This window comes from Flavobacterium sp. GW821-FHT12A05, assembly GCF_058807735.1.
In genome coordinates, this window is the sequence record NZ_JBXAQY010000006.1 from 37,555 (window position 1) to 51,754 (window position 14,200).

A 14,200-nucleotide genomic window follows, 5' to 3' on the forward strand; every position below is an offset into this window, starting at 1 on the left:
AACTAAAAAAAACATGCTAAACAAAGGTTTAAGAGACGAAGAAAGTATCAGAATAGAAAATACGCTAAGAACTTTGCATGCCTTAATTTTTGTTCCGAAGTTCTGGAATGTAGAAGATACCAGCTTAATAGATGAACAATTGAAAAGCTTTGGTTTAAGTTTAGAAAGAACCATTGAAATTCCTGAAGAAGAACTTATTCTTCTTTTACAGCGATGTCATTTAGACTGGAATCAGCAAGAGCAGTTTGCCGATATTTTAGTTGGATTATCTCAAGAAAACCAATTTGATTTTTTAGGAAAAGCTTTAGCGATTTACCAATATATTCAGCAGGAAAGCAAGGTTTTTTCGTTTGGAATAAACACCAAAATTGCTTCGGCGAAAGCCAAAAATAATTACGATGAAAGATAAATTCTACGCATACATACAAAAGTTACAAGACCAAATTTGTGCCGGATTAGAAGCTGTTGACGGAACTACAAAATTCCGCGAAGACTTATGGAAACGTCCTGAAGGCGGCGGCGGAAGAACCCGCGTTATTGAAAATGGTGCTGTTTTTGAAAAAGGCGGTGTAAACATTTCGGCTGTTCATGGAAAACTTCCTGAAGCCATGCAAAAGATGTTTGGCGTTGGCGAAGCTGATTTCTTTGCCTGTGGATTAAGTCTGGTTATTCACCCGAAAAACCCAATGGTTCCTACTGTCCACGCTAATTGGCGATATTTTGAAATGTATGACGAATCTGGAAAAGTAATCGAACAGTGGTTTGGCGGCGGACAAGATTTAACGCCTTATTATTTGTTTGAAGAAGATGCAAAACACTTTCACCAAACTTGTAAAACAGCCTGTGACAAACATAATCCCGAGTTTTATCCAAAATACAAAAAACAATGTGATTCTTATTTCTGGAATGCACACCGAAATGAAGCGCGTGGTCTGGGCGGTTTATTCTTTGATTATTGCAAAGCAAATGAATCAATGTCGATGGAAAACTGGTATGATTTCGTAACCGAAGTCGGCAATAGTTTCCTTGAAGCTTACGTTCCGATTGTAGAAAGAAGAAAAAACCTTGAATATAATCCAGAAAACAGAACCTGGCAGGAAATCCGCCGTGGCCGTTATGTTGAGTTTAATCTAGTTCATGACAAAGGAACATTATTCGGTTTAAAAACCAACGGAAGAATCGAGAGTATCCTAATGAGTTTACCTCCGCATGTGCAATGGGTTTACGATCATCATCCAGAAACCGGAAGTGAAGAAGAAAAATTGATAAAGGTTTTAGAAAATCCTATTGATTGGGTTTAATATATTTATTTAACACATAAAATCATAGATTTTAATTGTAATTTAGAGACAGTTTTAAAAACTTATGTTTCTATGTGTTAAACAAATTATAGATGAATCTAAAACTGATTTACATATTCCTTTTTATCAGCATTTTTGGGTGTTTTGCCCAAAATGATTCACTGCAGAATCCCTATTTTAAATCCTATAACGATAAAATTACAGGCAGTGTTTATTATTTAGACACTTCCAATAGTTTTCAGATTGCTTCGGGGCCTCAGGATTCGGAAACATTTCTTAATCTTATTCCGAATAGAAGAGAACAAATTGGTTTTAATCTGAATTATAAAATCATTGATGTTTCTGTTGGTTTTGCGCCAAAATTTCTGAGCCAAAATAAAGGCGATTCCCATTCCAAGCATTTTAATTTCAATACCCGTTTTTACTATAAAAAATGGATGCAGTCCTTTACTTTCATCAATCAAAAGGGATTTTATATCAGTGATGATAATATAACGGCACAATTGCCAGATATGCGCACCACGAAAATTGGCGGATCTACAGCTTACGTTTTTAATGATAAATTCTCTTTTAAAACATTGGTAAGCCAAAACGAATGGCAGACCAAAAGTTCCGGAAGTTTTATTCCCACTTTCTCATTTTACTATACCAATATAGATTTAAACACTCCTGGTGCAACACCTGGAGATATTTATGTATTTACTTTAGCTCCCTCCTATTTCTATAACTGTGTAATCAGCGATAGGGTTTTAATTGGTGCCGGACTTGCTTTAGGAGTAGGAATTAATGATATTGACGGAGATTCATCGGCTCTATATCAAGCCGATTTTAATTTAAAACTGGCCTATAATAATGACCGTTTCTTTGCTTTCGCAAGTATCAATACCGTAAGTTTTGCTCAGGACGATAAAGTCAATCCGCGATTGAATGATAATATTGCCACTTTAAAACTTTCTGCCGGTTATAGATTTGATCCGCCAAAAAAAGTAAAAGAAGTTTATGATAAAGTAAATCAGAAAATAGGTTTGTAATAAATCTAAAATCTATCCCGTCCCGAAATTTCGGGATCAGGGCTAAAATCTAAAATAAAATAGTATGGCAAATGTGAATAAAGAACAATTAAATCGCATGCAGACCGGAAAAGGTTTTATTGCAGCATTAGATCAAAGTGGCGGCAGTACTCCAAAGGCATTATCGCAATATGGCGTTCAGGAAAGCAGTTTCTCCAATGATGAAGAAATGTACACGCTTGTGCATGAAATGAGAACCCGAATTATTAAAAGTCCTGCGTTTGACAGCGAATATATCCTTGGCGCTATTTTGTTTGAGAATACGATGGACCGCAAAATTGACGGACAATGGACAGCCGATTTTTTATGGGAAAAGAAAAACATCGTGCCTTTTTTAAAAGTTGACAAAGGACTTGCTGATCTTGCAAATGGTGTACAGCTGATGAAACCCATTTCTAATTTAGATGAATTACTAACTCGGGCTGTAGAACGAAATATTTTTGGAACCAAAATGCGTTCTGTAATTAAAGAAGCTAATGCAGCAGGTATTCGCAAAGTTGTTGAACAGCAGTTTGAAGTAGGTAAACAAATCTTTGAAAAAGGACTTGTGCCGATTATTGAACCAGAAGTTGATATTTACAGTGCCGACAAAGAGAAATCAGAGGAAATATTAAAAGAAGAAATCTTAAAACAGCTTAAAGTTTTAGACAAAGAGGTAAAAGTAATGCTGAAATTGTCTATTCCAACTGTAAATGATTTTTACAAAGAACTAATGTCAGACCCTCATGTGGTACGTGTTGTGGCTTTATCAGGTGGTTATTCAAGAGAAGAAGCCAATGATAAATTGTCTCAAAACCACGGATTAATCGCCAGTTTCTCAAGAGCATTATCTGAAGGACTTACCGCAGGCCAGTCTGATGATGATTTCAACACTGTACTTGGTACAACAATTACAGCCATTTATAAAGCATCGATTACATAACCGAATCAGGTTTATTGCATAAAAAAATCCCCGAAAGTTTCAATTTTCGGGGATTTGTATTTTATAGCTTTAAAATTATTTAGAAGTTAATTCCTGTGCTAAATCTAAAGTTTGCAGAATGATATTTTTATCTGATTTCAAAGAGTTTAGCTTAAACCCGAAAACCACTTTATTTTTGATTATCTTTTTAGGAGATTCAAATGTGATGTCTGAAAATTGTTCCGAAAATTTACTGAATTTCCCTAATTCCGAAGGCTTAACCTCACCTGATTTACCAAATGCATTTATTAGTTCAGCGATATTCAGTTTTCCGAACATATAATTTTTCTTTAAATCTTTTTTGGCTTCGCCAGAGAATGTGCCGTTTCCGGCACTAAAATAATCCAGGGTATTGGCTATTACAATAACATCTTTGTCTTTTTTGATGAAGATATCTCCGTATTCTTTGGTTCCGGTAACAACATAACAATTGTCTTTTTGTACCAGCACTTTTTTACGAACACCTAACTGAATCAATTTATCAGCAAAAGTAGGATGCGTTGAAGTAAAAATCACAGAGAATAAAGGAACTGATTTTTTAGTCTTCTTATCGGTTATTTTTTCTTCGTAGTTTTCATCGTATTCGTATGATTTGGTCATAACCTCAACTTCTTTGAAACCGTATAGAAATGCGCTTAAATCACCATCAAAAAGTGTAGCGGTGGCTTCTTCGTCAACAATTGTCGAAACTAAATCAGTAATAACGGCAATATCTTCTTTTAGCAGTTTTGGACTTTGAAATATATCTGTCATTAAGCTTGGAAAATTTTCCAGCGCCGCTTTTGTATTTAGATGATAAGATATATAACCCAAAGGCTTTTGCGCAGGGAAATAATTAAACACATTCTTATTTATTTTTCTGTTCGTGATTTTACTCACAACCTCAGCAAGCTGCGGTGAATACTCGACAACTTCTTCTACACGTGCATTATTGTTATCAAAATAAAAATCAAGATTAATGCCTTTTATAAAATTCCCGAAGTTTTTCTGCATCGGCAAAAACTTATCATAACCGCCAAAAATCGCCATTGGATAATTGTATGCAGAATATAAACTTGTCATGGCAGAACTGTAATTGATCCACGACGAAATATCAGCATTCGCATTTATCTTTTCTGAAATTGGTGCTGTAAATCCATTTTCGAATAACAATTTTATAATCTGATTCAACTTTTCAGTTTGTTCCAAATTAAAAGTCGCTTCCTGAATCGTATATTCGGCATTTGGAGTATATTCTACCGGAGCTTCTTCAACAGCAATTGTAGCATCGTTTGCAGGAGCTTCAATCATAATTGAATTTTCATCTGATTTCGTTTCTTCGTAAACCTCATCAATAGCAATAGAATCTTGTAAAACGGGCTGGCTTTCGCTAGTATAAAAACTTGAAGGAAGTCTTTGGGTTAATTCCAAAATAACTAAATAGTTATCGTTCCACGCTAATGTTTTGTTTTTCCCTTTCGGATTAAAAACAGCATATTTACCCAAATCCTTAATTTCTAAGTTTTCTGCTCCATTACCAAATTCTTTTAATATAAATTGTTTAACCGCTTCTCTGCTTTTTACAGGAATCGTAACCTGATAATATGGAATACTGTCTGAGAATTTTCCGTGAATGGTTATTTTTTGATCTAACTGAATAAGCGAAGTATACTTAGTAAAATCTAAATCTGGTTTTTTAGCACTGTATTGGGTTACGATTGGATGATTCAAAATTTCGGGCACACTCACTTTTTTAGAAAGCTGGCTTCCGTTAAATTGTACAAAATAATCGTATTCGTTTTTATTGATCTGACCAAAAGTCAAATACGTGGCAAGTAATAAAAGTAAAGTATAAAATTGCTTCATAAATCAAGGCGTTAATTGGATTCTGTTATTCATTAAAGTCGATTTTTTTAAAACACTGTACATGCTTTGTTTTAAAAAGACCGTTTTTTTGTTTTTCGAAATCTTGCTATTGACATTCTCTACAGACTGAACATCTTTATCAAAACTATAAATGGCGATAATGCTGGCCTCTTCAAGGTCTTTCTTCTTTTTCGGATCGTTTACTACTTTTTCAGGAACGGGATAAGAGGCAATTCTTTCAAAGTTTTTTACGCTTCCGCTAAAGTGAATCTGATCGCGCTGATTGTTTATCGTATTCACAACCGCGTTGAGTGCTTTTAAATTGGCATAATTAAGTTTGATGATAAACACATAATTATCAAAATCAGCTTTGGTGGTTACGCCGGAAATCCCGTCAATTTTTAATGCTTTCGTTTTAAAGTCTTCCAGCTTTTGGGAGATTTCCTGTTCGTTTGGAATTTTTACGCCATCGACTTCTTCGAGGAAAATTGCGGATTTTGTTTTGAACCATGACTTCGAAAAGTCAATCATCAAAGTATATTCACCACTTTGGTCGTCGTGATGTTTGATTCTTTCTGTTATTTCAAAACAACTTGTTAAGAGCAAACAGCAGCAGAAAGCGAGAAATTTCTTCATTAGACAAATTTAGACCGAAAATATTTGAAAAACCAAAGCTCAGTAAATTTCTTAAAATTAAATAGTCCAAAACTCTAAATTTTTAGATAATATTAACGGATTCTACTATTGCTAAATGCCTTATTCTGTTGATTTTTCTTTAACTTTGCACTGCTTCTCAAAAAGTAAAAAAATCTTCAAAAAAAAATAAAAAACAACTCCAGTTTTTAGAACAAGGATTAATCAATCTGCTTTCAAAGAAATTAAGGTTAAAATCTGAAATCTAAAATCTAAAAATCTAAAACTATATGTTCCCATTACAAAGAAATCGTCGTTTGAGAACCAATGAATCTATTCGTTCTTTAGTTCGTGAAACCAGTTTAAGTCCACAGGATTTTATGCTTCCAATGTTTGTTGCCGAAGGAAAAGATATAAAATCTGCTATTCCTTCTATGCCGGGAATCTACCGTCATTCATTGGATAATACAATTAAAGAAGTAAAAGAAGCCTGGAACTTAGGAATCAAAGCGGTAAACATCTATGTAAAAGTAAGCGACAACCTAAAAGACAATAAAGGAACTGAAGCCTGGAACAAAGACGGTTTAATGCAGCAAACTATTCGTGCAATAAAAGATGCTGTTCCGGAAATGATTGTAATGCCTGATGTAGCGCTTGATCCGTATTCTATTTACGGTCATGACGGAATTATTGAAAACGGCCAGTTATTAAACGACCCAACTGTTGATGCTTTAACGAGAATGAGTTTAAGCCATGCTGAAGCCGGAGCCGATTTTGTTGCGCCAAGTGATATGATGGACGGACGTGTTTTAGCAATTAGAAAAGCATTAGAAGAAAACGGACATCATAATGTGGGAATCATGAGTTACAGTGCCAAGTATGCTTCGGCATTTTACGGACCGTTTCGTGATGCATTAGATTCTGCTCCGGTAGATTCTCAAAATATTCCTAAGGATAAAAAGACTTATCAAATGGATTATGCCAACCGAATTGAAGGAATTCGTGAAGCATTATTAGATGTTGAAGAAGGCGCAGATATTGTAATGGTAAAACCAGGAATTGCGTATTTAGATATTGTTCGTGAGGTAAAAAATGCCGTTCATGTGCCAGTTGCGGTTTACCAAGTATCTGGTGAGTACGCTATGGTAAAGGCCGCAGCCGAAAGAGGATGGCTGGATCATGACAAAATCATGATAGAGCAGCTTTATTGCATTAAGCGTGCAGGTGCTAGTATTATCTCAACTTACTTCGCAAAAGAAGCGTCAATACTATTAAATAAATAATCATGAAAAAAGTATTATTCTTATCTGCCGTTTTAGCATTTGCATCGTGTAAAAAAGAGAAGACCGAAGATCCAGTTCAGGATGCTACAGAAAACTATTCAGAAGGTCATTCGGCGGAAGCCAAAACTCCTGAAGCTTTAGGAAAAGAGATTTTTGAAGGACCGGGAAATTGTGCCAGCTGTCATCAGCCGGATCAAAAAGTTATTGGGCCAAGCATTAAAGAAATCGCCAAAATCTACAAAGACAAAAATGCTGATCTTGTAGCTTTCTTAAAAGGAAATTCAGATCCAATTGTAGACCCAAGCCAGTTTTCGGTAATGCAGACTAATTTACCTATAACAAAAGCAATGTCTGACGAGGAATTAAAAGCAATTGAAACCTATATGTACAGTCAATTAAAATAATTGATTTGTATTCAAACAAAAAAACGGCGCTGAAATCAGCGCCGTTTTGTATTTATAAGATTACCAGATTTTAACTCGTTTTTCTGGGCTTACATACATTTTATCTCCTTGTTTAATACCAAATGCATCATAAAAAGCATCTACGTTTTGAATTGGAACATAAGCTCTGTACATTCCCGGTGAATGCGGATCTGTTTTTACTTGGTTTTTAATCGCTTCGTCTCTAGATTTTGTTCTCCAAACCGTAGCCCAAGAAATAAAGAAACGCTGCTCTGGAGTAAATCCGTCAATTAAACCAGGATTTCCGTGTGCTTTTAAATACAATTGTAAACCATCGTAAGCAGCATTAATACCACCTAAGTCACCAATGTTTTCACCAAGTGTGAAGTTTCCATCAACGTGAATTCCAGGTAACGGCTCTAAAGCGCTGTATTGATCTGCCAATTCTTTTCCTAGTTGTGTAAATTGTTTTAAATCTTCTGGAGTCCACCAGTCAACAAGATTTCCATCAGCATTGTAACGTGCTCCTGAATCGTCAAAACCATGAGAGATTTCGTGGCCAATTACAGCACCAATTCCACCATAATTTACAGCTTCGTCAGCTTGGTAATTGTAGAAAGGCGGCTGCAAAATTGCTGCTGGAAATACAATTTCGTTATAAGACGGGTTGTAATAAGCATTTACCGTTTGCGGCGACATTCCCCACTCTGTTTTATCAACTGGTTTATTTAACTTTTCAATTCCTTTTTTGAAATTCCATTTTGAGATATTTTTTGAATTTTCAAAATAGCTTCCGCCTTCGGTAACACTTTTAATTTCAAGTGCTGAGTAATCTTTCCATTTATCAGGATAACCTACTTTTATGGTAATCTTATTCAGTTTTTCGATTGCTTTAACTTTAGTCGCTGCAGACATCCATGTTAGGTTATTAATACGGTTTTGGTAAGCCGTAATAACATTATGAATCATATCAAGCGCTTTGGTTTTTGCTTCAGCAGGAAATACTTTTTCTACATATAGTTTTCCAAGTGCTTCACCAATTCCTCTATTTACAACCAATAAAGCTTTTTCTTCACGAGGCAATTGTTTTATTGCTCCTCTTAATGTTTTGCTGTAAAAATCAAAAGTTGCTGTTTCGATATCTGTAGATAATTTAGAACCTGCTGCATTTAGTAAATCCCATTTTAAATACTCTTTCCATTGTGCCACTTTATTTTCGGTAAATACAGTTTGCAATGCTTTCATGTATTTAGGCTCCGTTACTACTACTGTATCTAGTTTTGTTAAACCAAGACCAGCAAAATAAGTATCCCATTTAATGGCCGGAGTTAATTTTTGAAGTTCAGCAATCGTCATTGGATTGTATTGTAAACGGCTGTCTCTGCTTTCTACACGGTTTAGTCTAGGTTTAGATAATTCAGTTTCTAAAGCTAAGATCTCAGCAGCGCTTTGTTTTGCTTTTGCCGGAGACTCGCCAATAAACTGCATCATCCTTGCAACGTGAAGTTCGTATTTTGCGCGTTTTTCTTTAGAATCCTTATCGTCTGATGTATAATAATCCTTATCTGGCAATCCTAATGAACTTACACCAAGGCTTACTGAATTTTTAGAGCTGTTTTTTTCATCTGCTCCAATATAAATTCCAAAAAATCCTGATCCTCCTTCTGGTTCCATTTCAACTAGAAACTTTTGAAGATCTGCTACATTTTTAATAGCATCGATTTTTTTTAAGTATGGTTTTAGAGGCTCAATTCCTCTTTTGTTTCTGCCTACAGTATCTAAAACTGTTGCAAATAAGTTTATTGCTTTGCCTTGATCTGTATTTGATTTATATTTTGGATTACTTGAAGCTTCCTTCAAAATAGCCATCACATCTTTATCTGTTTTTTTGATCAATTCATTAAAACTTCCCCACGAAGTTCTGTCGCTTGGAATCTCCGTTTGGTTTAACCAAGTTCCGTTTACGTACTGGAAGAAATCCTGACTTGGGCTAATTTTGGTATTCATGTAGGATACATTAATACCTGGTTCCTTTGGAGCTGTGGTTTGAGCCTGAATTGCTGTAAAAGAAAACATTACAGAAAAAGCGCAAAACAAAGGTTTACTAAGTTGTTTTTTCATTTATATTTAAGTTTTTAGTGTATATGCAAACATATTGTTAATATTTGGAATTTCATGTTAATTTTTTTGCAATAATCTTTATCTGGCTTCTCATACTACGATTTTAATAGAAATCATCAATTCTTTTCATGCATATATCTTTTGTTTTTGGCGGAATATTGAAATTGTTTTTGGAATATTTGTTCAACGAACTAAAGTTAAAATGAGAGCAAAAATTCAGAATGCCGTTTCCGGAAAAATAGATACCATTGGTCTGCCAATTATGGCTTTATGCTGGGTAAGTTTTTTTTGGGGAACAACTTGGCTGGCTTCAAAAGAAGGTGTAAAACACATGCCGGCTTTGCAATTGGCTACTATCCGACAGTTTGTGGGCGGGCTTATTTATGTTGTTTATTTTATGCTGAAAAAGCAGCCGTGGCCAAAAGGAAAACAATGGAGAACGATTTAAGTTTTGAGTATTTTGAATTTTGCGCTAAGTAATGGTCTAAGTACTTGGGGAGTAAAATATATTACAAGCGGATTGGGCGCCATCATCAGTGCGCTTTTTCCTATATGGATTATTATCATCAATTTTTTTAATGGCGAGCGAATTGCTAAAATGGCTTTGTTTGGAATTCTGATTAGTTTTGGCGGAATCTGCGTTATTTTTATTGATTATATCGGTGATTTTTTACGACCTGATTTTCAATTCGGGATTGTTTTAATGACGGCTTCGACTATTACGTGGGCTTTCGGAATTTTAGAAACCAAGAAAAAAGCAGCAAGTTTCAATCCGTATTTTAGTTTGGGATTACAGATGTTGATTTCCAGCATATTTCTTTTCGGAATTACAGAAGCTGCGGGAGTTAATATTCCGCTGAGCGAAATTCCTTCACAATCCTGGTGGTCGATTATTTATTTGGTAATTGTGGGTTCTGTGTTAACTTTTATAGCTTTTATATATACGTTGCAGCATCTTCCAACAGAAATCAGCAGTATTTATGTTTACATAAACCCAATTGTTGCCATGATTTTAGGTTCCTTCATTTTTGGTGAAGTCCTTACGCAGGCAATTGCAATTGGTTCTGCCGTGACTTTAACTGGCTTGTATATGGTAAACAAATCGATCCGAAAACCTAAGAATTAAGATCCTAGTAAGAACATAGCCCACGGATGATAAGGATTCGCTTTGCGAAAACGCAGATTTACGCGGATTTTTAATCTCGCAAAGACGCAGAGGCGCAAAGTTTTTTAAGTTTTATTGTCAGTCTGAGCGATCCCGAGGCTTCGGGAGAAGACTCACAACGTACATACATAATCTATAAAATCTGTGTCATTCCGTAATTTTCGCAAAGCGAATCCGTATCATCCGCGTGCCATTTCACAATCCTGTTGTAGAAAAGCTCTTTTACATTGCAGCTTCTCTGTTAAAAAGTGTTATAACTGCGGCTTTTGAAATGCTCTTTTCGTATTTTTGCGCCAAATTATTTTTATGAAATCGTTTCTTTATAAATACCGCAAATTCTTCATTGTCTTAATTGTATTTTCTGTAGTCACTATATCTTTATTTTATTCGGCATTAAAGCCTCAAAAAACACTTCCAATTTATAATCCTGCCGATGTAAATCCGGAGTTGGTAGACAGTACGGTTCAATACAAAAGTAAATACCACACCATTGCTGATTTTTCATTTGTAAATCAGAACGGAGATACGATTACTCAAAAAGATTACGAAGGCAAGATTTATGTTGCCGATTTCTTCTTTACAACCTGTGGTTCTATCTGCCCAAAAATGTCAACCAATCTGGCCGATGTTCAAAAAGCAGTTTTAAACAACCCAAAAGTAATGCTGCTTTCTCATACGGTTTTCCCGGAAGTCGACAGTGTTTCGGTTTTAAAAGCTTATGCAGTAAAATATGGAGTTGTAGACAGCAAATGGAATTTGGTTACCGGAGATAAAAAAGAAATTTACACGATGGCCAGAAAATCATATCTGGCTGTAAAATTAGGCCGCCCGGATCAGTTGTATGATATGGTTCATACCGAGAATTTTGTTTTGGTAGACCAAAAAAGACGTGTTCGCGGTTTTTATGACGGAACCAAAAAAGAAGAAATTAATCGTCTTTTAGAAGACATCGATTTCTTGTCAAAAGAGTAAAAGCCCTTATTTTTAGAAAGTTTTAGCATTTTCAAGTCCGATTATTGCCTTGAAATAAATAATTAATGCCTATTTTTGCAATCTAAATTCAATCTAAATAAGCTTTGCAGAATACAATTCATACCCTGAAAAAAGGCGAAAAAGCCATTATCAAAGATTTTGATATCGATTTGATTCCTTTAAAACTATTAGAGATGGGTTGTTTGCCGGGCAGCTTAGTCGAACTACTTCAAATTGCTCCTTTTGGAGATCCTCTATATCTAGACATTAACGGTTCGCATGTTGCTATTCGTGTTGAAACTGCTCGTGAAATTGAAGTTGAACTTATCAAAAACAATTTATAATGAGCATACAGAATATCAATGTTGCCCTTATTGGGAATCCAAATACAGGAAAGACTTCTGTTTTTAATCAGTTAACAGGTTTAAATCAACAAGTTGGGAATTATCCCGGAATTACGGTTGAGAAAAAAATTGGTTTTTGCAAATTACCGCAAAACATAAAAGCAAACATTCTGGATTTACCGGGAACGTATAGTCTGAACGCCAGTTCAATGGACGAAAGTGTGGTAATTGAACTTTTACTGAACAAAAATGACAAATTATATCCGGATGTTGCCGTTGTAGTAACTGATGTTGAAAATCTAAAAAGAAATTTACTGATTTATACGCAGATAAAAGACCTTGAAATTCCAACAATTCTGGTTATCAATATGTCAGATCGTATGAAAAGCAAAGGAATTACTTTGGATATTCCGTATTTAGAAGAAAATCTAAAAACCAAAATTGCTTTAGTAAGTTCACGCAAAGGTTTAGGAATTGAAGAATTAAAAGAGCTGATCGTTTCCTATAAAACGATTCCGCATGAACCTTGTTTAAATGCTTCTGTAATTGATCCTGAATATTTTGATAAGTTAAAACATGCTTTTCCAAATCAATTAATGTATAAATTGTGGCTTGTAATTACGCAGGATGTTAATTTCTCTAATTTAGACCGAAATGAAATCCGAAGCACTTTTACCAAATCACATTCAGAGTTAAAGCGTTTACAACAAAAAGAAACCATCAAAAGATATCAGTTTATAAATGATGTTTTAAAAGAAGGTTTAAAAATCGATGCTGAAGCAGCAACTGATTTCAGAGCTAAACTAGATCGCGTTTTAACGCACAAGTTTTGGGGCTACGCTATTTTCCTCGGAATTTTATTCGTTATTTTCCAATCTATTTTCAGCTGGTCGACTATTCCAATGGATTTTATCGACGGCACTTTTGCTTCATTAAGCAGCTGGGTTGCCGATGAATTACCAAGCGGTATCTTAACCGATTTACTTTCGCAGGGAATTATTCCGGGAATTGGCGGTGTTATTATCTTTATTCCACAAATTGCGTTTTTGTTTTTGTTTATTTCTATTTTAGAAGAAAGCGGTTATATGAGCCGTGTGGTTTTCTTAATGGATAAAGTAATGCGAAAATTTGGGCTTTCGGGCAAAAGTGTTGTCCCTTTAATTTCAGGAACTGCTTGTGCTATTCCGGCGATTATGGCCACGAGAAATATAGAAAACTGGAAAGAACGTTTGATTACCATTTTGGTTACGCCGTTTACAACTTGTTCTGCAAGGCTTCCGGTTTATGCTATTATGATTTCATTAGTTATCCCGAATAAACGTGTTCTTGGATTTTTAAATCTGCAGGGATTAACGTTGATGCTTTTGTATTTACTAGGATTTGTTGCGGCTATAATCTCGGCTTATATTTTAAATAAGATTTTAAAACTAAATTCAAAATCGTATTTCGTAGTCGAAATGCCAAGTTACAAACTGCCTCTTTTAAAGAATGTTGGAATTAACGTTGTCGAAAAAACCAAAGCTTTTGTTTTGGGTGCCGGTAAAATCATCTTGGCCATATCTGTTATTTTATGGTTTTTGGCCTCTTTTGGGCCCGGAAAAGAATTTAACGATGCCGAAACTATCGTAAAAGAAAGATTTGTAAATACGCCATTAGATGAAACCCAATTTGAAAACGAAGTAGCTTCTCAAAAAATAGAGAACTCTTACATTGGGATTATGGGTAAAGCGATCGAACCGGTTATTTCTCCTTTGGGTTACGACTGGAAAATAGGAATCGCAATTATCAGTTCATTTGCTGCGCGTGAGGTTTTAGTGGGAACATTAGCAACTATCTACAGCGTTGGAGACAGCGACAACGAATCTACCATTAAGAGCAAAATGCAAAAAGAAGTAAATCCTGAAACGGGAGAAAAGATCTTTAACTTTGCTTCAGGAATATCTTTATTATTATTCTACGCCTTTGCAATGCAGTGCGCCAGTACATTAGCGATTACTAAAAAAGAAACCAATTCATGGAAATGGCCTGTTATGCAGCTTTTCTTTATGAGTGGTCTGGCTTATGTTTCGGCACTTATTGCTTATCAATTTTTAAAATAAAA

At 35.1% G+C, this 14,200-nt stretch carries 13 protein-coding genes and 1 pseudogene; 11 read left to right on the forward strand and 3 right to left on the reverse strand.

The annotated features are described in order from the left end of the window. Nucleotides 1-13 precede the first annotated feature (13 nt). From AC1RRQ_RS14560 to AC1RRQ_RS14575, 4 genes are all read left to right on the forward strand, one after another. A complete protein-coding gene (locus AC1RRQ_RS14560) occupies nucleotides 14-409 on the forward strand; it encodes a hypothetical protein (RefSeq protein ID WP_493023762.1) in 396 nt (131 codons plus the stop codon). Beyond that, nucleotides 399-1,301 (forward strand): oxygen-dependent coproporphyrinogen oxidase, encoded by a 903-nt coding sequence (hemF, locus tag AC1RRQ_RS14565; protein WP_493023763.1) that lies wholly within the window; start codon nucleotides 399-401, stop codon nucleotides 1,299-1,301. The genes AC1RRQ_RS14560 and hemF overlap by 11 nt, the downstream gene beginning before the upstream one ends. 92 nt (nucleotides 1,302-1,393) lie before the next feature. Beyond that, a complete protein-coding gene (locus AC1RRQ_RS14570; protein ID WP_493023764.1) occupies nucleotides 1,394-2,332 on the forward strand; it encodes a DUF4421 family protein in 939 nt (312 codons plus the stop codon). 73 nt (nucleotides 2,333-2,405) lie between these two features. Beyond that, a complete protein-coding gene (locus AC1RRQ_RS14575) occupies nucleotides 2,406-3,293 on the forward strand; it encodes a fructose bisphosphate aldolase (RefSeq protein ID WP_493024122.1) in 888 nt (295 codons plus the stop codon). 75 nt (nucleotides 3,294-3,368) lie between these two features. Here AC1RRQ_RS14575 and AC1RRQ_RS14580 read toward each other — a convergent pair whose 3' ends face one another. Then, nucleotides 3,369-5,177 carry a hypothetical protein gene (locus AC1RRQ_RS14580; protein WP_493023765.1) on the reverse strand — a complete coding sequence of 603 codons (1,809 nt, stop codon included), beginning with the start codon at nucleotides 5,175-5,177 and terminating at the stop codon, nucleotides 3,369-3,371. A gap of 3 nt (nucleotides 5,178-5,180) precedes the next feature. Beyond that, a complete protein-coding gene (locus AC1RRQ_RS14585) occupies nucleotides 5,181-5,813 on the reverse strand; it encodes a hypothetical protein (RefSeq protein WP_493023766.1) in 633 nt (210 codons plus the stop codon). A gap of 287 nt (nucleotides 5,814-6,100) precedes the next feature. On the opposite strand from AC1RRQ_RS14585, the gene hemB reads away from it, so the two are divergent. Further along, nucleotides 6,101-7,093: a porphobilinogen synthase gene (gene hemB / locus AC1RRQ_RS14590; RefSeq protein WP_493023767.1), complete on the forward strand. Its 993-nt coding sequence runs from the start codon at nucleotides 6,101-6,103 to the stop codon at nucleotides 7,091-7,093. A gap of 2 nt (nucleotides 7,094-7,095) precedes the next feature. Then, nucleotides 7,096-7,497, forward strand: a complete 402-nt coding sequence (locus tag AC1RRQ_RS14595; protein ID WP_493023768.1) for a c-type cytochrome — start codon at nucleotides 7,096-7,098, stop codon at nucleotides 7,495-7,497. Nucleotides 7,498-7,557: 60 nt separating this feature from the next. Here the strand turns inward: AC1RRQ_RS14595 and AC1RRQ_RS14600 are convergent, their stop codons facing one another. Next, entirely contained in the window at nucleotides 7,558-9,618 is a 2,061-nt protein-coding gene (locus tag AC1RRQ_RS14600; protein WP_493023769.1) for a M13 family metallopeptidase, read from the reverse strand. A 262-nt stretch (nucleotides 9,619-9,880) separates the two neighbouring features. Between AC1RRQ_RS14600 and AC1RRQ_RS14605 the strand changes: the two are divergent. From AC1RRQ_RS14605 to feoB, 5 genes and pseudogenes are all read left to right on the forward strand, one after another. Then, nucleotides 9,881-10,255: pseudogene (locus AC1RRQ_RS14605) on the forward strand (DMT family transporter); the annotation flags it as partial. Between the two features lie 57 nt (nucleotides 10,256-10,312). After that, the gene (locus AC1RRQ_RS14610; protein ID WP_493024123.1) at nucleotides 10,313-10,744 is read left to right on the forward strand and encodes a DMT family transporter; all 432 of its coding nucleotides are present in this window, start codon (nucleotides 10,313-10,315) and stop codon (nucleotides 10,742-10,744) included. Between the two features lie 345 nt (nucleotides 10,745-11,089). Continuing rightward, a complete protein-coding gene (locus AC1RRQ_RS14615; protein ID WP_493023770.1) occupies nucleotides 11,090-11,755 on the forward strand; it encodes an SCO family protein in 666 nt (221 codons plus the stop codon). Between the two features lie 104 nt (nucleotides 11,756-11,859). Beyond that, nucleotides 11,860-12,099: a FeoA family protein gene (locus AC1RRQ_RS14620; protein WP_025572482.1), complete on the forward strand. Its 240-nt coding sequence runs from the start codon at nucleotides 11,860-11,862 to the stop codon at nucleotides 12,097-12,099. Further along, complete coding sequence (gene feoB, locus AC1RRQ_RS14625) at nucleotides 12,099-14,198, forward strand: ferrous iron transport protein B (protein WP_493023771.1); 2,100 nt, start codon at nucleotides 12,099-12,101, stop codon at nucleotides 14,196-14,198. Before AC1RRQ_RS14620 ends, feoB begins: the two co-directional genes overlap by 1 nt. Nucleotides 14,199-14,200: the final 2 nt, after the last annotated feature.

Excerpts from the sequence above, each read along its gene's own strand:
- AC1RRQ_RS14560 (WP_493023762.1), top strand. The coding sequence starts at position 14 with ATGCTAAACAAAGGTTTAAGAGACGAAGAAAGTATCAGAATAGAAAAT.
- hemF (WP_493023763.1), top strand. The coding sequence starts at position 399 with ATGAAAGATAAATTCTACGCATACATACAAAAGTTACAAGACCAAATT.
- AC1RRQ_RS14570 (WP_493023764.1), top strand. The coding sequence starts at position 1,394 with ATGAATCTAAAACTGATTTACATATTCCTTTTTATCAGCATTTTTGGG.
- AC1RRQ_RS14580 (WP_493023765.1), bottom strand. The coding sequence starts at position 5,177 with ATGAAGCAATTTTATACTTTACTTTTATTACTTGCCACGTATTTGACT.
- AC1RRQ_RS14585 (WP_493023766.1), bottom strand. The coding sequence starts at position 5,813 with ATGAAGAAATTTCTCGCTTTCTGCTGCTGTTTGCTCTTAACAAGTTGT.
- hemB (WP_493023767.1), top strand. The coding sequence starts at position 6,101 with ATGTTCCCATTACAAAGAAATCGTCGTTTGAGAACCAATGAATCTATT.
- AC1RRQ_RS14595 (WP_493023768.1), top strand. The coding sequence starts at position 7,096 with ATGAAAAAAGTATTATTCTTATCTGCCGTTTTAGCATTTGCATCGTGT.
- AC1RRQ_RS14600 (WP_493023769.1), bottom strand. The coding sequence starts at position 9,618 with ATGAAAAAACAACTTAGTAAACCTTTGTTTTGCGCTTTTTCTGTAATG.
- AC1RRQ_RS14615 (WP_493023770.1), top strand. The coding sequence starts at position 11,090 with ATGAAATCGTTTCTTTATAAATACCGCAAATTCTTCATTGTCTTAATT.
- feoB (WP_493023771.1), top strand. The coding sequence starts at position 12,099 with ATGAGCATACAGAATATCAATGTTGCCCTTATTGGGAATCCAAATACA.